The sequence below is a fragment of the Streptomyces sp. NPDC048211 genome (assembly GCF_043202315.1).
Classification (GTDB): Bacteria; Actinomycetota; Actinomycetes; order Streptomycetales; family Streptomycetaceae; genus Streptomyces.
In genome coordinates, this window is record NZ_JBIDAD010000001.1 from 110,503 (window position 1) to 127,597 (window position 17,095).

Annotated in this window: 16 protein-coding genes; 7 read left to right on the forward strand and 9 right to left on the reverse strand. The window is 68.7% G+C overall.

Annotated features, from left to right (window positions below; all coding sequences use genetic code 11):
• Positions 1-29 precede the first annotated feature (29 nt).
• The 9 genes from ACGFZA_RS00500 to ACGFZA_RS00540 all read right to left on the reverse strand — a co-directional run bounded on the left by ACGFZA_RS00500 (position 30) and on the right by ACGFZA_RS00540 (position 10,874).
• Positions 30-4,496, reverse strand: coding sequence for an FtsK/SpoIIIE domain-containing protein (locus ACGFZA_RS00500; RefSeq protein ID WP_393676215.1), 4,467 nt, complete (start codon positions 4,494-4,496; stop codon positions 30-32).
• A 166-nt stretch (positions 4,497-4,662) separates the two neighbouring features.
• Entirely contained in the window at positions 4,663-4,926 is a 264-nt protein-coding gene (locus tag ACGFZA_RS00505; protein ID WP_393676217.1) for a WXG100 family type VII secretion target, read from the reverse strand.
• 46 nt (positions 4,927-4,972) lie between these two features.
• Complete coding sequence (locus ACGFZA_RS00510) at positions 4,973-5,389, reverse strand: hypothetical protein (protein ID WP_393676219.1); 417 nt, start codon at positions 5,387-5,389, stop codon at positions 4,973-4,975.
• A 187-nt stretch (positions 5,390-5,576) separates the two neighbouring features.
• Complete coding sequence (locus ACGFZA_RS00515) at positions 5,577-6,725, reverse strand: PE-PGRS family protein (protein WP_393676221.1); 1,149 nt, start codon at positions 6,723-6,725, stop codon at positions 5,577-5,579.
• 168 nt (positions 6,726-6,893) lie between these two features.
• Positions 6,894-7,739 carry a hypothetical protein gene (locus tag ACGFZA_RS00520; protein WP_393676223.1) on the reverse strand — a complete coding sequence of 282 codons (846 nt, stop codon included), beginning with the start codon at positions 7,737-7,739 and terminating at the stop codon, positions 6,894-6,896.
• Between the two features lie 6 nt (positions 7,740-7,745).
• Positions 7,746-8,285: a hypothetical protein gene (locus ACGFZA_RS00525; RefSeq protein ID WP_385275019.1), complete on the reverse strand. Its 540-nt coding sequence runs from the start codon at positions 8,283-8,285 to the stop codon at positions 7,746-7,748.
• 102 nt (positions 8,286-8,387) lie between these two features.
• Positions 8,388-8,996, reverse strand: a complete 609-nt coding sequence (locus tag ACGFZA_RS00530; protein WP_393676225.1) for a hypothetical protein — start codon at positions 8,994-8,996, stop codon at positions 8,388-8,390.
• 196 nt (positions 8,997-9,192) lie between these two features.
• A complete protein-coding gene (locus tag ACGFZA_RS00535) occupies positions 9,193-10,236 on the reverse strand; it encodes a hypothetical protein (protein ID WP_393676227.1) in 1,044 nt (347 codons plus the stop codon).
• Positions 10,224-10,874, reverse strand: a complete 651-nt coding sequence (locus ACGFZA_RS00540; protein ID WP_393676229.1) for a hypothetical protein — start codon at positions 10,872-10,874, stop codon at positions 10,224-10,226. Before ACGFZA_RS00540 ends, ACGFZA_RS00535 begins: the two co-directional genes overlap by 13 nt.
• A gap of 527 nt (positions 10,875-11,401) precedes the next feature.
• Here ACGFZA_RS00540 and ACGFZA_RS00545 point away from each other — a divergent pair.
• The 7 genes from ACGFZA_RS00545 to ACGFZA_RS00575 are packed head-to-tail and all read left to right on the forward strand — an operon-like array spanning position 11,402 to position 17,091.
• On the forward strand, positions 11,402-12,097 hold the full coding sequence (locus tag ACGFZA_RS00545) for a hypothetical protein (protein WP_385275011.1): 696 nt from the start codon (positions 11,402-11,404) through the stop codon (positions 12,095-12,097).
• Between the two features lie 27 nt (positions 12,098-12,124).
• Complete coding sequence (locus ACGFZA_RS00550; RefSeq protein WP_393676231.1) at positions 12,125-13,060, forward strand: hypothetical protein; 936 nt, start codon at positions 12,125-12,127, stop codon at positions 13,058-13,060.
• Positions 13,057-14,364, forward strand: a complete 1,308-nt coding sequence (locus tag ACGFZA_RS00555) for a CpaF family protein (protein ID WP_385275005.1) — start codon at positions 13,057-13,059, stop codon at positions 14,362-14,364. The genes ACGFZA_RS00550 and ACGFZA_RS00555 overlap by 4 nt, the downstream gene beginning before the upstream one ends.
• 10 nt (positions 14,365-14,374) lie before the next feature.
• Entirely contained in the window at positions 14,375-15,376 is a 1,002-nt protein-coding gene (locus ACGFZA_RS00560; protein ID WP_385275002.1) for a type II secretion system F family protein, read from the forward strand.
• On the forward strand, positions 15,373-16,305 hold the full coding sequence (locus ACGFZA_RS00565) for a type II secretion system F family protein (RefSeq protein ID WP_385274999.1): 933 nt from the start codon (positions 15,373-15,375) through the stop codon (positions 16,303-16,305). The genes ACGFZA_RS00560 and ACGFZA_RS00565 overlap by 4 nt, the downstream gene beginning before the upstream one ends.
• A gap of 43 nt (positions 16,306-16,348) precedes the next feature.
• A complete protein-coding gene (locus tag ACGFZA_RS00570) occupies positions 16,349-16,594 on the forward strand; it encodes a hypothetical protein (RefSeq protein ID WP_385274996.1) in 246 nt (81 codons plus the stop codon).
• Positions 16,595-16,602: 8 nt separating this feature from the next.
• The gene (locus tag ACGFZA_RS00575; RefSeq protein ID WP_385274993.1) at positions 16,603-17,091 is read left to right on the forward strand and encodes a TadE family protein; all 489 of its coding nucleotides are present in this window, start codon (positions 16,603-16,605) and stop codon (positions 17,089-17,091) included.
• The last annotated feature ends 4 nt before the right edge of the window (positions 17,092-17,095 follow it).

Consider the following 17,095-nt stretch of genomic DNA (forward strand, 5'->3'; position numbering starts at 1 on the left):
CTGATCCACCAGGAATTGCGGGACAGCCCTTAGGCGTTGAGCAGCGCCTGGACCGGCATGGCCTGCCCGTTGCGGATGAGCAGGCCGCGGCCCGTGGGGCCGCTGCCCGGGCTGGGCAGCCGCATGTTGAACAGCTCGCCGTCCGAAGCGCTCTGGGGGGAGAGGATCAGGCCCTGGCGCGAGCGCCGGACCTCCACACCGAACCCCCGGTACTGCGAACCGAGCGTGTCCGTGGCGCCGGCGGCGATGATGCCGATCCCGCCGTCCCGCCCGCTCTGCGCGACCTCTTCGAGGGCCGTGTCGAGTTCGGAGTCGTAGAGCATCTCGGCATCGTCGACCACGACCGCGTACGTACCGTTCGTGCGGCCGGTCAGCTCGGCGAGATCCTTCGCCGAGCTCTCCGAGTCGAGGACGCCGAGGACACCCGGCTCGGTCTCCAGTGTGCGCAGCGGTGAGCGCCGGGGAGTCACGAGGATCAGGGGCACGTGCTGGTCCAGCAGGGTGCGCGCCGCCAGCAACAGGGTGGTTGAACGGCCCGACTTGGGGGGACCCGCGACGAGGAAGCCGGGGCCGGACTCCTCCAAGTCGATCCCGATCGGCTCCAGTTCGTCGCCGCCCACGCAGAAGAGCGCCCAGAGCGGTGACGGGGGAGTGAACGTGGGGTCGAGCGCCCTGGCCTCGGCGGCGGTGAACCGCATGGGCAGTTCGTCCACCCGGAGCGGCCGCAGACCCCGGGGCGGAACGCCGTGGACCCGCAGCGCCTCCTCCCCGATGTCCCGCAGGGCCGCGACCTGGGCCTGTCCGGCCGGATCCGGGGTCAGGAGCGCGATCTGGCTCTCCTGGACCCCGTGGTCGGTCATGCGCAGCGCCCGGCCGGACGGCATGCTCTTGGGCGTCTCCCGGGTGGAGAGGCCGGCCAGCGTGTAGTCGCTGCTGTCGGTCATCCGCAGGATGAGCTTGTCGCCGAACGACGGGGAGACCTGGCCGCTGAACCCGCTCCGGTCCGCGGTCATGACGACCTTCACCCCCACGGCCGCCCCCTCCCGGAAGATCTTGATGATCATCTCGATGAGCCGGCCGTAGTCGATGCCCTCCAGGGCCGAGGTGTACCCCTCCCAGCCGTCCAGGAGGAGCACCATCCAGGGCAGCCGGTCCTCGGGGGCCGCCCCCGCCCGCTGCTCCGCGGCGCTCGAAAGCCCCTCCATGGCCAGGAGTTGCTGACGGCGGGAGATCTCGTCGGTCAGCCGGCCGAGCAGCCGCCGCACCCGGTCGGGCTGGTCGCGGGTGACCACGGCCCCGCAGTGCGGCAGCCTCGTCAGCGGCAGCAGCGCGTTGGCTCCGCAGTCGATGCCGTAGAGGTGCACGTCCCTCGGCGACGTGGCGGCCACCAGCGAGCCGGCGAGGGTGCGCAGCGCGGTGGAACGGCCCGACCGAGCACCGCCGATCAGCATCATGTGCTCGCCGTGGACGAGGTCCAGCGCCAGCGGGGCGCGGTCCTGCTGGGCGGGAAGGTCCGTGAGTCCCATCCGGATGGGGGCGACCTCGCCGCCGGGCTCCGGTGCGGTGGCGGCCGCCGGCAGGTCACCGACCGACAGCAGCTCGGGCAGCGGCGGAAGCCAGGGGCTCGGCTGGGGGCCGAAGCCCATCAGCTCCGCGCTGTCGCGCACCGCGTCGACCAGCAGGCTGAGGTCGGTGACCATCGTCCCGTCGTCCTCGCCCTCGGCGGCGCGGGGCGCCGGACGGCCGAACGTCCTCCAGTCCACGGGGGCCGCGACGGCCTTGGGCCGGTCCGAGCCGATGCTCGGACGCCGGCCGCCGATACGGGCCGACTGGACGGCCACGAGGGACTGCGCGCCGGAGCGGACGTACGCCCGGCCCGGTGTGGACTTCGCGATGGCCCCGGCGTCGGGCGCCTCGATGACGTCCGTGGACTCGGTGCTGTCCGTCACCCGGAGCGCGATGCGCAGGTTGGTGTTGGCCCGGATGTCCTGGCTGACGACACCCGCCGGACGCTGGGTCGCCAGGATGAGGTGCACTCCGAGGGAGCGGCCTCGCCTGGCGATGTCCACGAGGCCCGCGATGAAGTCGGGCAGCTCGGCGACGAGCGAGGCGAACTCGTCGATGATCAGGACCAGTCGGGCCATCGGCTCCAGCTCGGGGCGGAGCCTTCGGGTGTCGTTGTAGTCCTCGATGTCCTTGGTGCCCGTGTCGAAGAGAATCTCCTCGCGCCGCTTGAGCTCGGCGGCCAGGGAGGCGAGGGCCCGCTCGGTCAGGTGCGCGTCGAGGTCGCTCACCATGCCCACGGTGTGCGGCAGCCGGGCGCAGTCCATGAACGCACTGCCGCCCTTGTAGTCGATCAGGACGAAGTTCAGCGCATCGGGCCGGTTGGCGACGGCCAGCGACGCGATGATCGTCTGGAGCAGCTCGGACTTACCGGCGCCGGTCGTACCCGCCACCAGCGCGTGCGGACCGTCGCGCCTGATGTCGAGCATGAAGGCGCCGTCCGCCGCGACGCCGATCGGCACCTCGGTCGTCGACCCGCCCCGCTTCCAGACTCCGGCGACATCCGCTCCCGTCGGGTCGGGCATCCCGAGCAGCGACAGCAGGCGCGCCGCGGTGGGCAGCGCCGCGTTGGCGTCGTCCTGGCTCACATCGCGTACCGGTGCCAGCGAACGGGCGACGAGCTCGCACCAGGCCGTCGACACCTGATCCGCCAGTACGTTGCCCAGCGCCTCCAGCCCGCCGCCGCTGATGTCGACGTGGTGCGGGGCGTCGGGCCGCCCGCTGACGGCCGCCTTGCACTCCTCGGGCAGCAGGCGCTCGTCCTCCTCGATGCAGAGGGCGAACATGCCGAAGAGCGGCCCCTCCTTGAGGAGTTGGGGCATTCCGGGGATGCGTCGCAACAGCCGCGCCCCGTCCAGCACGATCAGCGTGTACGGATCCGGGCTCAGCCGCGCGGACGTGCCGAACCCCTGGGACGCCGCCTTCCTGCGCTCCAGTTCGGCGAGCAGCTCCTGGACCCGGCGTCCCATGGCCTCGGGGTCGGAGCCGACCAGCGAAAGGCAGTTCTGGCCCGCCTGGGGGGTGGTGTGGGGCAGCCAGTGCACCCAGGTCCAGACGTTCTGGGCGTCCGGCGACGAGGAGAGCACGACGAGCGCGAGGTCCCGGGGGCTGTGCAGGATCGCGGCCTGCGCGACCAGCCAGTTCGCGACCCCGAGGGCGGAGCCGCGGTCCCCCGCGACACCGACGACGCCCAGCTCGGCCAGCGGCAGCACGGCAGGGACGTCCGCGAGGACCGGCGGTTGCACCGACTCGTCGAGAGCGCCACCGTTGGCCGCGCGCAGCTCGACGTCCGAGGGAAGAGCGGCGAGCCCGGCCCGGAGCTGCAGCACGTCGGGATCCACGATCCGGCGTTCCCAGAGCCGGCGACGCGGGCCGGTGGCCCACAGGAGCAACTCGGCCGGGTCCGGATGGGCCTCCCGGCGCTCGCGCTGCTCCTGCTTGCCGAGCTCGGTCAGCTTGACCGCGTACTCGGCACGGTCCGTCTTGTACTGCTTGACCGCCCGCTTGTGCCGCTTGCGTTCGTGGCGGGCCTCGCCGGCCCAGTAGCCGATCATCATGAGCGGGCTCATGGCGCAGAAGAGCAGCGTGTAGAGCTGCTTGGTCATGAAGTACATGCCCACGCCGAAGAAGGCCGGGATCATCGAGGCGAGCAGCTGGAGACGTGGCCCCTCGCCCTTCACGGGTTCGACGGGGACGACGAGGCGGGGGCGCCGGCGCAGTGGCGACAGCCGAGGGGGCCGGTTGTAGGCGTAGCCGCCGTCCTCGGTGGCGGCCAGGTGGGCGTCCGGCTCCTGCGGTTCGCGCAGCCCGATGACGGAGTCACCGACGCGGACGACCGCGCCCACGGGCCAGTCGCAGTCCTCGGTGACCACGTCGTCCCCGAGGGTGAGGGAGACGCCTTCGCGGGGATGGAGGGTGACCGCCCCGTCCAGGCCGACCGAGACGTCGAGAGCGAGCGCGGGAAGCGAGCGGTCGGCTAGGGGAAGGGTGCACGCGGAACCGGAACCGACGGTCGACCTGCCGACCTGGACGCGGGCGACATGCCCGGAACCGGGGCCGCCGCTGACATGGAGTTCGTACCGCCCGGTGGGCTCTCCCGCGCGCATGAACGGACCGATGGCGTCGTCCGTGGTGACCCGGACGCCGTCGCGGAGCACGGATCCCGCGGGCAGATCCGGGGCGCACCGATGGCCGTCGACCCAGAGCGCGGGCGGAATCCCGGCGTCGCGGGGCCCCGGTATCCGGTTGCTCCACTCGGCCCGGAGGGGGACGACCACCTGGGGTGGCGCCTGCGCGTACCCGGCACCTGACGCGGGCCCGCCGCCACCGGCCAGGCAGACCGCCACGTCCGCGGCGGTCGCCTCCTCCTCCAGGGTGACCAGGAGGTCCTGGGGAGCAACCCCCTCCCGCACGACCGTCACCAGGACTCGCATGGACTACTTCCTCCCGGCCCGCTGTCGGACCACCACTTCATGGATGCACGTTCAGGGATGCACGTTCAGAGGTGCACGTTCAGGGACGCACACGCAGGGGTGCACGTTACGGATGCCGCATCCGCCGCATGTGCCGTACGGACGTCACGCACGGCTCAAGGACGGTTCAGGACTTCTGCTTCTGCCGGGCGTCCTTGACCGACTGGTCGCAGGTGCGGGCCTCTTCGCGCAGGGCCTCCGCCACGGTGTCGCACTTGGTCCGCCAGGACTTCAACTCCCCGCGCGTACGCTCGGCGTGGGGGCCCTTCCACGTCTTCATCGTGGCGGTGGCGTAGGTGTGCGGAGCGTCGACGATGCTCGCGATGTGGTCGGCGAGGCTGCGGAGCTGGCCTGCGCGCCTGGTGAGCTCTTGGAGTTCCGGGTCTGCCATTTCCTCTGTCTCCCCGTTTCGTTCGGTTGTGCCCGTACTGTGCGAGTCAGTCCATCGGTTCGTGTCTCCGAGGGGTGATCGCTCTGTTAAATACCTCAAGTGTTGCCGCGTATGTTGTCAGGTCCATCGTGTCGACCTCCTCGAAGATGATGGCCAGTGCCAGATCGATGGCATCGCTCTCCCCGGTCGCGGTCCCCCAGCTACTGAGTCCCTTTCCGGACGGGTTCTTCTTCCGTTCGATGGCGACTTCCACCCCTGGGCGCCGGAGGGTGGATCCCTTGTTGACGCCCGTTACGGCGTAGTCGTACGTGCGGTCCAGCCAAGACAGTCGCAGTACGCGGTCCTTCTTTCGGAAAGCGCGACTCTTGAAGGACAGTTCGACGGGTGTGTTGTCGAGGAGGAGATGTGGATTCTTCAAGGTGGGGCGATGCGCGCCGAGAGACGTGTACGTGGCGTCAGGCATATTCGCACAGTGAAGGCGAAGCTCAATCGGAGTCGCGGTGGAGTTCGACCATTTTTTGCGCGCGTAACCGAGGCTTACTTCACCGTAAGGCTCCACGAGCCCTTTGCGGCCGGACTCTTTCTTTGTAGTAAATGGTTTTAGTTCGAACCTAATTTCACTCACCCTTTCAACTCCTCTTCTGCCTGAGTCAGAACCAGTTCATTGGGTTCGCATGTTTGGCGACACTCTTGGCGCCGTTCGCGATACCGGAGCCGACCTTCGAGGCCTTGTCTCCGACCCAGTCCTTCGCCTTGCCGTAGCCTTCCTTGACGTCAGCCCAGTGCTCCACGACCTTCGCCCCGACCCACACTCCGCCGAACACGACGGTCGCCCCGATCGTGAAGGGGTTCGGGGCCACCATCGCGGCCGTCAGCGAGGCATTGAAGCCGACCTCGGCCACGTCGGCCACATACCCGGCCCCCTTCTTCTTGAAGGCATCGACGGGGTTTCCCTGGGCCGCGACGTTGGCGATGCTCACGCCGGTCGCGAGAGCTGAGCTTGCTATACCGGCCCCGCGCAGGAAGCCGGCGGTCTTGCCCGCCGCGCCGAGCCCCCTGAGGAACGGGGAGGCCGTCTTCCCGGCGGCGATGATCGCGGGCCGGGCGTTGTTGAGTTTCTGGAAGTACGACGCTGTGCGCCAGACCTTGAACAGGTTGGCGTTGGCGGCCCGCTGGACGAGTGCGCCGGAGTGGGTCACCCCCCCGTACAGCGCGGCTGCGGCATCCGACCCGACAACGAAGTTGATGCCCCGGCTCACGAAGGGGGAGTTTAGGACCGGGAGACCGCGCGCTGCGTCCCAGGCGGTGCCGAACAGGCTCGCCTCGTATGTCGCGGTGAACGGGATCCGGCTGAGGGCACGGTAGAGCGCGCTGCGACTGCTGACCTGACCCGCCAGCTGGCTGGGAAGCCAGCTCCCGGGGGAAGACAGAGAGCGGAGAATTCCCGGAGCGGCACCTTGCAGCCTGCTGCCGAGTCGTCCGGAATCGATGAGGCCGCGCAGCCAGCCGCTGTGCCAGGAGTTTCTGAGGAGCACGTTTGCCATACCGAAGCCCGATGTAAGGGTGAGGCCACCGATCTTCAACCCGGTGGTGACGTCCGATATGTCGTTCAGGACCTCTTCGATCTCCTTCTCGCTGAACTGGCTGAGACCTGGCACCTTCGCCAGGTAGTGAGCCTCGATCCGCGCGAGCCAGTCGCTGTACGTCTCCCGGTCGCCGCGCTCGAGGAGCGTCTCGTCCCTGACCTTGGTCGCACGCTTGCGCATGTCAGGGCCGCTGTCCGTGACCCAGGTGCGCATCGGCCTGATCGTGGAAAGCCGGTCGGAAACCCCGAGCGTGGACGCCCGGGACAGGGCTTCGGTGAGCTTGTCTCCCATTCCGCCTTTGCCGTCTATGAGCTTGGCGAGCTGATCCAGATCGTCTGGGTTGACGTTTCGCACGGTGGTCCCCCGAGTGATGTTCTGCGGTTACGCGTTGCTTGGGACGAGGTCTTCCTTGTCGGGGAGCAGATCGGCGATCTTGTCCCAGAGGTCGCGGGAGCTGGTCCGGACGACGTGGAGCGTGGTGTCGGGACCGATCTGCCCGTCCTGGACGGGCTCCTGGGGTTGCACGCGTTCCCAGTTGCCGTGGCGCCCGCAGTCCCACACCGCGATGCTCCGCACCGAGTCCGCACCCGGCTTCCCGCCCCAGGTGGTGGTGATGCGCCAGGTGGAGATGAGGGACATGGTCAGCTCGGCCAGGGCGGACAGTTCGGGTTCGGCCAGGTCGCTCGCACCGGAGACGGAGGCGATGACAGCCGTCCTGGTGGCATCCGCGTCCATGTCGTCCGTCGCCTGTTCCAGAGCCGTGAACGCCGCGTCCAGCGCGCCCATCGTCGTCTTGATCTCGGGGACGCCGAGCAGCTCCGACGCCTCGATGTCGATGCTCTGCAGCTTGACCTTGCGGGCGAGCTCCCACACCAGAGTGCTGGGCTGGATGGGAACGTACTCGGACTCCTCGTCCCCGGGCCAGCCGTCGTGGGAGAACACGGTGTCCTGCCCCACCACGACACCGTGGTTCAGCGGCCCGTGCTGACCGGTCACCTCGGCCTGGATCAGGACCAGGGGGTTGGCGAGGGCGGTCAGGAGGTCGCGGAGCAGCGGCGAGAGTTCGCCCTCCGGGCCGACGAGGCCGATTTGCTGCAATTCGCCCAGAGAGTGAAAGAGTTCGGCCGGCGGTGTCTCCTTGTCCAGGAGGTGCGCCAGCACGGCAATGTGACGGTCGGCCAGCCGGAAGCGGCCTCGGGAGCTGTCGAAGGAAGGCATGTCGCTCATCCTCTCCTATCGGTTTTCGAGTGTTCCGCTGGTGGTCGCGTTGGCCAGTGCGGTGAGGAATGCCATCCGGTCGTGCGTGGCGATGGAGAGCCTTTCGCCCTGCCGTGTGCGGATTTCGACGCTGTCCATCCCCATGGGAGCGCCCCAGCCGCCACCGACGAGGCGGGGTGCGCCACGGTCGGCTGCCCGGAGCCCCGAAAGGGGGACGTCGACGTTGGCCAGGGAAGCGGCGTACCGCTGGGCGTGACTCATGGGCTGCTGCTGGATCTCATGGAGGACGGAGGCCGGGTCCACATCCGTCAGAGCCAACCGCTCGCGGCCGACCCGGAGGAGGTTCTGCGCCGGGTCGATCCGGATGCGGTGGTAGATGGCCTTCGAGATCGGTACGGAGAGGCAGGGGACGAGGATGAGAAGAAAGACCGCGGAGACGATGAGCCAGGGCCCGGTGTCCTCGGGGATCGAGTCGAACCCCATGTAGGCGACACCGGCGAGATAGATGCCGATGCAGAGGGCGGACCAGGTTCTGGGGAGCTTTTCGGTGTACATGCGAGAGCTTTCAGTGGTCGATGGTCTGGACTTCCTGGAGGGCGGCAGCGACGCCTTCGGCATCCTCCGGACGCGCGGTCGGAATGTGCCGCTCCGCCGATCTCATGGACGCCCTCGCTCGCGGGGCATGCGTGTCATGGCAGAAGGCGCTCGTCCGGGTGGCGTCCGAAGAACACGTTCATCGGGATGGCGAAGAGGGCGCCGGAGGTGGTCAGGGCTGATCTGTCCACCTCTTCCAGCACCAGGCGATGGCAAGATCGTCGGCGTCCACGGCTCCTTCAGCCTTCCCTGACCGGAATCTGCCGACATGGGAACGAACCGCCCGCGATCCATCGTGACGGTGGCGCCTTCCCGGTGCAGCCGGGCCTTTCTGGCTGCTCCCGTCGAGGTGTAGAGGTAGTGGCGTTCGCGGTATGTCAACTCCAGCCAACGTGAGCCCTTTCGGATTCCCTTGACCTTCACATCCATGCCGACGAGGCCGCCGTCCACCCCCAGCCAGCCTCCGTCCAGGGAGGGCGATACTCCGACTCCCCCACTGAAGAGGGTGTCGGGGAACCGCGCACCTTCAAGGATCACTTGCCGTTTCGGCCCCTCGCGGGGCTTGCTGATCTCGGAGCGCACGGTGACAGAGCCGAACGGCCCTACCGTGCCGCGATAGCCGCTGGCCCAATCGTCGGCCATGGGCTCTATTTCGAATTCGAAGTCGCCCATGCCGCTTCCTTCCTTCTCTGTTACCGAAGAGACTTCGTGAGATCCATTTCCCAGTCGCTGAGATCTGAGCTGACCTTGAAGTCTTCTCGCTCGTCCAGGCTGTTCCGGCCTTCTCGTCATTCTCGTCCGGCCGTCGGCGCTGCCTCACCCGGAGGTGAGGCAGCGCCGACGCAATTTTGCATGGATGCGAAGCCGCTCAACGGTTGATGGCTTGGATCTCCTGGACGGCGATGTCCTGGGTGGTGCCGAACGTGCCGGTGGGGAGGGTGCCGCCTGCGCCTCCGGATCCGGTCCACGTGACGTTCCAGGTGAGAGTGGCCCGGAGCTGGTACGAGCCGCTTCCGGAAGACCGCAGGTAAGTGACCCCGCACGACGGGGTCTTGTCGGCGTCACCCTTGGCGTACGGGGTGCCGATGTGGCCGTTCTGGAAGGTGCACTCACCGCTGCCGGGGTGAAGCGTCGCGTCCTTCGTGCCGGGCTGGATGCGGAGGGAGACCGGCGTGGCCGTGACGGTGGACTGGAGGTTGACGCCGCCGGCGTTGAGGGATGCCGTGACGGAGACCGGCTTGAAGGTCGCGTTGTCCAGCCAGGCCCAGGTCGGGAGGTTGACCTTGGTGTTGTTGGCCGGGGCCAGGCTCACCTTGGTCTCCGGGACATCGACCTGGTTGTAGGCGAGTTGCGCGAGGACATCGGGCGTGACGCTGTTCTGGACCGGGGGAGTGTCACCGGTCTTGACCCAGAAGGGCAGTTCGCTGCAGGTCCACGCGCCGGGTTCGTCCCAGCGGTCCTCGTCCTGGACGGAGACCCAGAAGGCGCCTTCGTCGGCCTTGTCCAGGTTGTAGTCCTTGTACTTGCCGTCCTTGTATATGTCCCGGTACTGGGCGACGGATGTCTTGGCGTAGTTGGGCATGCCGGGCGCGTTCACGGTCGACGTGTACATGCCCTCGATGTACTTCTTGAACTCCGCCGCTGTCCGCGGTTCGTACCAGCAGGCCGGCGGGGTCCAGTTCCCGGTGGGGGTGAAGCCTCCGGAGGACTTTCCGGATGTCCCCCTCGTGGAACCGGAGTAGCTGATGAGTGAGGTGAGGGTGTTCCCGTCTCGCTTGCCGGAGGATTTGACATTGCCCTGAGAGCCGTCGCCGCGGGATTTGTCCGCGACCGCGGTTCCGGGTACGAATGCGAGGGCGGCTGCCGTCGTGCCCACCAGGAGCCACTTGCCGAGATTGTTCACGGAGTGCATGCCTCGTGCCCCCTCTTCGAGGTCAGCTTTGCGGTCTGCCAGATTCCCTGATCGTCCTTGTCCACTCTGGTGCTGTAGTAGACATATGAATCGTTCGAGGCAGGGGACTTGTCGACCTTGCCGGACTTGCGGTCCTTGTTGTACGCCTTGCTCTCGTCCGAGCAATAGACAACGCCGGCAGACGTCTTGCTGAGCATTTCGATCTTGGGGTTGAAGTATCTGGTTGTTCCGGTGATGGAGAGACCGTCGTCCTTGTAGCCCTGAATCCACTCGGCTGCGCCGATCAGCCCGTCTCCCTGGTAATAGAAGGGGAGGGCCGGGGCGTTGGAATCGCCCTTTGCGATAGCGGCATCAGTCGCGTTGATGCGCTGGCTGACGTCTGACAGAACCGCATCCTTCGTGGAATCGCCTGTCTTCCAGCTTTCGAAGACGTTCTGCACATCCTTGGGAAGGGTGATCTTCGGGCGGTTCGCACCACTCGTCGGGGTGGCCGTGGGCGTTCCGGTTTTCGTCTCCCCCTTGTCGGCTCCCGTGATCTTGTCGTTGGCCTCGGGCTTGTCCTCGCTGCCGCACGCAGTCAGGAGCAGGACGGCTGCTGCGGTCAGTGCGGTAGCAATGGGCAACGTGCGGCGGTTCACTGGCGACTCCCGTGGGTCAACTGATGTCAGAAGCAACATGACGCTATCCGGGCCGCCCTTGGTTTCGCCATCGTGAACTCGGCGATCCTTCCGGCATGCACGTATCTGCCCGATAGGCGCGTTATGGGGGAGTGGGTTGGGCGGTGAACTCCGCCCCGGCGGATTCGCTGCCGCGCGCCCGGTGGACGGCCGCCACGCTTGGCCCGTTCGGCGCGAAACCGTTCAGGTGGCGGGGATCTCGACGGTGTGGGCGGGTGCCGGTGCCGGGTAATGGTGGGGGGTGCGGGGAGAGTTCGGTTCGCTAGTGCGCAGGTCGCAACCGTAGTGGGGGACGTTCACGGGATGAGTGAAAGATGAACTGTCTTGCGGCCTGGTAGGTATCGCCGGAGCGCCTTGATGCTACATATGTGCGACTGCTACGGTGCAAGGGCCTTGGGTGTCTCATGAGTCCCGGCCAACTCACCCGTCACTCCTGACGCGTTGGTAAATGGCCGAATTGTCTGTGGTGGTAAACGGGGAGCGGTTGCGTGAAGGTGCAGGACCGTACGGGGGCAGGGAACCAGCGGAGTTCCGGGCCTGCCCAGCATGCAGGTGAGCGGCTTCCGGCGCCCGCGCGTGAACGCAAGCCCGCGCTTGCCGCGCTCGCCGTACTGCTGATTCTCGTCGGCGCACTCGGTGCGACCGTGCTCGTGCTGCGGGCGGGCGACCGGATCGAGGTCGTGCGGATCTCCGCGGACGTGCCCGCCGGCAAGGCCGTGACCAGTGACTCCATGACCTCCGTGATGGTTGCGGAGGACTCGGGCGTCCACTACGTCAAGTGGGAGCAGCGGGAAGCCCTGATGAAGCTCCGGGCCAAGAACACGCTGGTGGCGGGCACCATCGCCATCGGTGAGATGTTCTCGGACGACGAGGGGCTGCCGGACGGCAAGGCCTTCGTGGGGCTCGCCCTCAAGGAGGGGCAGTACCCGGCCGGGATCAAGGTGGGCGACGAGGTCTCCGCGTACCGTGTCGGCGCCGACACCGACAAGGGTGCCGCCAACGCCAACGCGATGATCGTCCAGTCCGCCAAGGTCAGTGACATCGTCCGGGGCGACGACTCGATGGTCGGCAGTGGCAGTCTGCCCGTCACCCTCCTGGTCGGCAGCTCCGACGTCCAGGGTCTGACCCAGGCCGCCGCGACCGGTCAGGTCGCTCTGGTGCTGGTTCCCTCAGCCACCAGCTGATTCACGAGCGCACAGGAAGCAGAAGAAATGGCGCTCATCGCACTCGCGGCGGACAAGGGATCGCCGGGTGTCACCACCGCGGCCGTCGCGCTCTCCGCCGTCTGGCCGCGCCGCGTGCTGCTGGCCGAGACGGACCCCGCCGGCGGCGATCTCGTCTACCGCAGCCAGGCCGCCCACGGCGGCCCGCTGAACCCCAACGCCGGCATGCTCTCGATCGCCGCGACCGCACGCCGCGGGCTCGCCCCCGACCAGCTCTGGGACCACTCCCAGACTCTGTCGGGCGGCCTCGACGTCCTCGTCGGCATCGGTTCCTCCGAGCAGGCCGCAGGCCTCGTCGGTCAGTGGCCCCTGCTCGGGCGTGCCTTCGCGTCGCTGGCGGAGTCCCCGCAGGCCCCCGCCGACGTCATCGCCGACTGCGGGCGGATCAGCGGGGAGACCCCTGCCCTCGACCTGTTCGCGCACGCCAGCCTGGTCCTGCTCGTCGCACGTACGCAGCCGGAGAGCATCGCCCGCGTACGGGACCGGGCCCTCGCGCTCTCCACCCGGCTGCACAGTTCGTCGCGCGGGGGCGCCCAGCTCGCGACCCCGCTCATCGGCGTCCTGCTGGTCGCCGATCCCGGCGACTCGGCGAAGGTCGCCAACCAGGTCAACAGCATGCTGATCGGTGCGCAGTCCGTCGCTCGTGTGATGGGCACGCTGGCCCACGACCCTTCCGGGGCCGAGCAGCTGGCGGGGCGCAAGCGCGGCCGGCTCGACAAGTCGCTGCTGATCCGGTCCGCCCGGCAGATCGCCCGTGACGTCTACCAGCAGTACGGCGCCGCCTGGACGTTCCCCGTTCAAGGGGCGGCACCCGGGCAGATGGCGGGGAACATGCCCGGACAGATGCCCGGACAGGTGCCCGGACAGATGCCGGGGCAGATGCCCGGGCCGGCGCAGGGTCCGATTCCCGGTGCGCGTCGATGACCGCCATCGATCACCAGCTGGTCAAGCGGTTCCGTCAGGAAGCCGGTGACCGGATCGCCGAGCAGCGCCGGATCGACCAGACCTCCGGTGTTCCCCAGATGTCCGGCGAGGACGAGCGCCAGTACGCGCGCGCCGTCATCGCCCAGATACTCGAGGACTACGCGCGGGCCGAGATCAACGCCGGCCGCACTCCGTTCGACGCCGAGACCGAGGAACAGTCCGCGGCGGCCGTGCACGCCGCGCTCTTCGGAGTGGGACGGCTGCAGCCGCTGCTCGACGACCCCCAGGTCGAGAACATCGACATCAACGGCTACGACCAGGTCTTCGTCGGCTACGCGGACGGGCGGGAGGTGCGCGGGGAGCCGGTCGCCGAGACGGACGAGGAGCTCATCGAGCTCGTCCAGATACTCGGCGCGTACTCGGGCCTGTCCTCGCGGCCCTTCGACTCCGCCAACCCCCAGCTCGACCTGCGGCTGCCCGACGGCTCCCGGCTCTCGGCCGTGATGGACGTGACCCGCCGGCCCGCGCTGTCCATCCGGCGCGCCCGGATGGGCAAGGTCTTCATGTCCGACATGGTCGGGAACGGCACGGTCACGCCGGAGTTGGGACACTTCCTGGCCTGCGCGGTCCGGGCCCGTAAGAACATCATGATCGCGGGCGCGACGAACGCGGGGAAGACCACCCTGCTGCGCGCGCTCGCCAACGAGATCCCTCCGCAGGAGCGGCTCGTCACCGTCGAGCGGGCCCTGGAGCTCGGCCTCGACCAGTTCCCCGACCTGCACCCCAACGTCGTGGCGTTCGAGGAGCGGCTGCCCAACTCCGAGGGCCAGGGCGCCATCATGATGTCCGAGCTGGTGCGCCGGTCCCTGCGCATGAACCCGTCCCGGGTGATCGTCGGTGAGGTGCTCGGTGACGAGATCGTCACCATGCTCAACGCGATGTCGCAGGGCAACGACGGCTCGCTCTCCACGATCCACTCCAACAGCTCCAGCGAGGTCTTCACCCGTATCTCCACCTACGCGCTGCAGGCCACCGAGCGGCTGCCCATCGAAGCGAGCCAGATGCTGGTGGCGGGAGCCATCAACTTCGTGGTCTTCGTCGAGCGCCGCAACGACTTCCAGAAGGGCGGCACGCTGCGCCGCCTGGTCACCTCCGTACGCGAAGTGAACGGCGTCGACGGCCGCGTGCTGTCCAGCGAGGTGTTCGCCGAGACGCCCGACGGCAGGATCGTGCCGCACGCACCCCTCGCCTGCGTCGAGGAGCTGGCCGCGCACGGCTACCGCCCCAGCGGATCCTGGGGGTGAGCGGAGAAATATGAACGGCATCTCCTCCCTGAGCGGCGTCTTCTCGCTGCCCGTGCTGTACACCCTGGTGTGCGGGGTGGTCGTCGGCGGCGGCCTCGCCCTCCTCGTCCTCGCCATCCGGGGCACACCCGCGAAAGCCGCCCACGAGAAGGCCAGATCGAGCGAACGCCTCGCGGAACTGGCCCGGTTCACCGGACGCCGGGGCTCGGTCTCCATCGGTGTCGGTCTGGTCATCCTGCTGCTGACCCGCTGGACGGTGGCCGGTATCGCGGCCGGCGTGCTCGTCTTCTTCTGGGACCGCCTCTTCGGCGGCGCGGCGGCGGAGCGGGCGGCGATGCGCCGGGTCGAGGCCCTCGCGGCATGGACCGAGTCGCTGCGCGACACCATCGCCGGCGCCGTCGGTCTCGAACAGGCCATCCCCGCCTCGGCGCGGGCCGCCGCACCCGCGCTGCGCTCCCACCTGGACGCGCTCGTGGACCGGCTGAGGGCGCGTACGCCGCTGCCCGACGCGCTCCAGATACTCGCCGACGAGATCGACGACGCCTCCGCGGACATCATCGTCGCGGCCCTGATCCTCAACGCACGGCTGCGTGGACCGGGGCTGCGCCAGGTCCTCGGCGCCCTGGCCAAGTCGGCCCGCGAAGAGGTCGACATGCGGCAGCGCGTGATGGCCCAGCGGTCCAGTACCCGGCGCAGTGTGCAGATCGTCGTCGGCGTCAGCATCGCCTTCGTGCTCGGACTCGCGGTCTTCAACCGGGACTTCGTCGCCCCGTACGGCACGCCGCTGGGACAGCTCGTCCTCCTGTGCGTGTGCGGTCTGTTCGCCCTGGGCTTCTGGTGGCTGCGCAAGCTCTCCACCATCGAGACGCCCGAGCGCTTCCTGGTCCGGGACGACGTGGCGATGCGCTTCGTGCGCCCCCAGCCGTCGCACTCCCAGTCGTCGCAGCCGCACCCGTCGTCCCAGCCGTTCCGGTCTTCGGAGACCGGGCACGAGGAGGTCTTCCCGCGATGAACCTCACCCTGCCCGTGGTGGTCGGGGCCGTACTCGGTCTCGGGATCTACGCACTCGTACGGGCGCTGATGCCGTCCAAGCGGGGCGCGGTCGCGACCGTGGCCCGTATCGACGCCATGCGGGCGCGTGGCGCGGCGTACGAGACGGACCCGTACGGGGGCGCGGACGCGCCCACCGGACGGCTGGACTCGCTGCGTGCCCGGGTCGGCGCCCGGGTCGCGGACTTCTATGTGCAGCAGGGCTGGGAACAGCGCTCGCTGCGGGCCGACCTCTCGGTCATCGAACGCGGCTGGGAGCAGTTCCTGGCGACCAAGATCCTGCTGGGCGCCGCCGGTCTCTTCTTCGGCCCGCTCGTCTTCGTGATCGTCTGGACGCTCGGTTTCGGCAGCAGCCCGGTCGTACCGCTCTGGCTGGCTCTGGTCTTCGCGGCCGGGTTCTTCTTCCTGCCGGACCTCGAAGTACGCCGGGACGCAGCCGAGAAGCGCCGTGACCTGCGGCGCGTCATCGGCGCCTATCTCGACCTGGTCGCCATGAACCTGGCCGGCGGCCGCGGCCTTCCCGAAGCGCTGATGGCCGCCGCCGAGGTGAGCGACGGATCGGCGCTGCGGCGGATCCGCAACACCCTGGCGGACGCCCGGATCACCGGGACCAGCCAGTGGCAGGCCCTCGGGCGTCTGGGTGAACAACTGGGCATCGAGGAACTGAAGGACCTCTCGGCGTCCCTCGCGCTCGTCGCCGACGACGGAGCGAAGGTACGCGAGTCCCTGGCCTCCCGGGCCGAGACGATGCGGCACCGGGAGATGGCCCAGATCGAGGGCAGCGCGGGCGAGAAGTCGCAGTCGATGCTCGTCGCCCAGTTGCTGCTCTGCGCCGGCTTCCTCGTCTTCCTCATCTTTCCTGCCGCCGTGCGCGTCTTCCAGGTCAGCTGACCTCCGTCATCCGACTGCCCCTTCTCCGAGAGGATCCGAAACCATGAACGGGCCCCGTATCAGTCATCCGGCCATCGATTTCCTGCTGACCTTCCTGCGGGGCAGGGTGGAGCGTGCCCGCTCGGGTGAGCTCGACCGCGGTGCGTCCGCCGTCGAGTGGGTGATCATCTCCGCGGTGGTCGTCGCGATCGTCGGTGTGGTCGCCGCGATCCTCAACCTCGCGCTGAAGGACGGCGCCACCAAGGTCGGCAACTGCATCGCCGGCGCCGACTCCGATTCGACCTGCTGACTCGAGGGATGCCGACGGCCGAGCCACCCCGTCCCGATGCCGCGAGCCGCGTCGCCCGCCGGCTGCGCACTGCTGTGCGCCGCCGGGTCGACGCCGCATCCGCGCGCGGTGACTCCGGCGCGACCGCGATCGAGTTCGTCTTCCTGACCCCCATCCTGTTCTTCATGATCTTCGCGACCGTGCAGTTCGCGCTGTACTCCTTCGCGGACCATGTGGCACAGGCCGCCGCCCAGGCCGGCGCGCGCGAGGCACGGGCCCAGGCGGACGAGAATCCGGGCGGGTGGCGGGCCAAGGGGCGGACGGTGGCCGACAGCTACATCCAGCAGTTGGGCCCGCAGTTGGTCCTCTCGCCCCGGGTGCGGGCGTACCAGCCCGACGCGACGACTGTGGGCGTGGAGATCACCGCGAGGGTGCCGAGCGTCTTCCCGGGGCTCGACCTCACGATTCACGCACAGTCGCAGGGGCCGGTGGAGCGATTCGTACCGGATGGGGGGTGACGGG

Bases quoted from the DNA above. Each gene is read 5' to 3' on its own strand.
- ACGFZA_RS00570 (WP_385274996.1), top strand. From the start codon at position 16,349: ATGAACGGGCCCCGTATCAGTCATCCGGCCATCGATTTCCTGCTGACC.
- ACGFZA_RS00525 (WP_385275019.1), bottom strand. From the start codon at position 8,285: ATGTACACCGAAAAGCTCCCCAGAACCTGGTCCGCCCTCTGCATCGGC.
- ACGFZA_RS00565 (WP_385274999.1), top strand. From the start codon at position 15,373: ATGAACCTCACCCTGCCCGTGGTGGTCGGGGCCGTACTCGGTCTCGGG.
- ACGFZA_RS00535 (WP_393676227.1), bottom strand. From the start codon at position 10,236: ATGCACTCCGTGAACAATCTCGGCAAGTGGCTCCTGGTGGGCACGACG.
- ACGFZA_RS00530 (WP_393676225.1), bottom strand. From the start codon at position 8,996: ATGGGCGACTTCGAATTCGAAATAGAGCCCATGGCCGACGATTGGGCC.
- ACGFZA_RS00520 (WP_393676223.1), bottom strand. From the start codon at position 7,739: ATGAGCGACATGCCTTCCTTCGACAGCTCCCGAGGCCGCTTCCGGCTG.
- ACGFZA_RS00575 (WP_385274993.1), top strand. From the start codon at position 16,603: ATGCCGACGGCCGAGCCACCCCGTCCCGATGCCGCGAGCCGCGTCGCC.
- ACGFZA_RS00500 (WP_393676215.1), bottom strand. From the start codon at position 4,496: ATGCGAGTCCTGGTGACGGTCGTGCGGGAGGGGGTTGCTCCCCAGGAC.
- ACGFZA_RS00555 (WP_385275005.1), top strand. From the start codon at position 13,057: ATGACCGCCATCGATCACCAGCTGGTCAAGCGGTTCCGTCAGGAAGCC.
- ACGFZA_RS00510 (WP_393676219.1), bottom strand. From the start codon at position 5,389: ATGCCTGACGCCACGTACACGTCTCTCGGCGCGCATCGCCCCACCTTG.
- ACGFZA_RS00550 (WP_393676231.1), top strand. From the start codon at position 12,125: ATGGCGCTCATCGCACTCGCGGCGGACAAGGGATCGCCGGGTGTCACC.
- ACGFZA_RS00560 (WP_385275002.1), top strand. From the start codon at position 14,375: ATGAACGGCATCTCCTCCCTGAGCGGCGTCTTCTCGCTGCCCGTGCTG.
- ACGFZA_RS00515 (WP_393676221.1), bottom strand. From the start codon at position 6,725: ATGCGCACCTGGGTCACGGACAGCGGCCCTGACATGCGCAAGCGTGCG.
- ACGFZA_RS00505 (WP_393676217.1), bottom strand. From the start codon at position 4,926: ATGGCAGACCCGGAACTCCAAGAGCTCACCAGGCGCGCAGGCCAGCTC.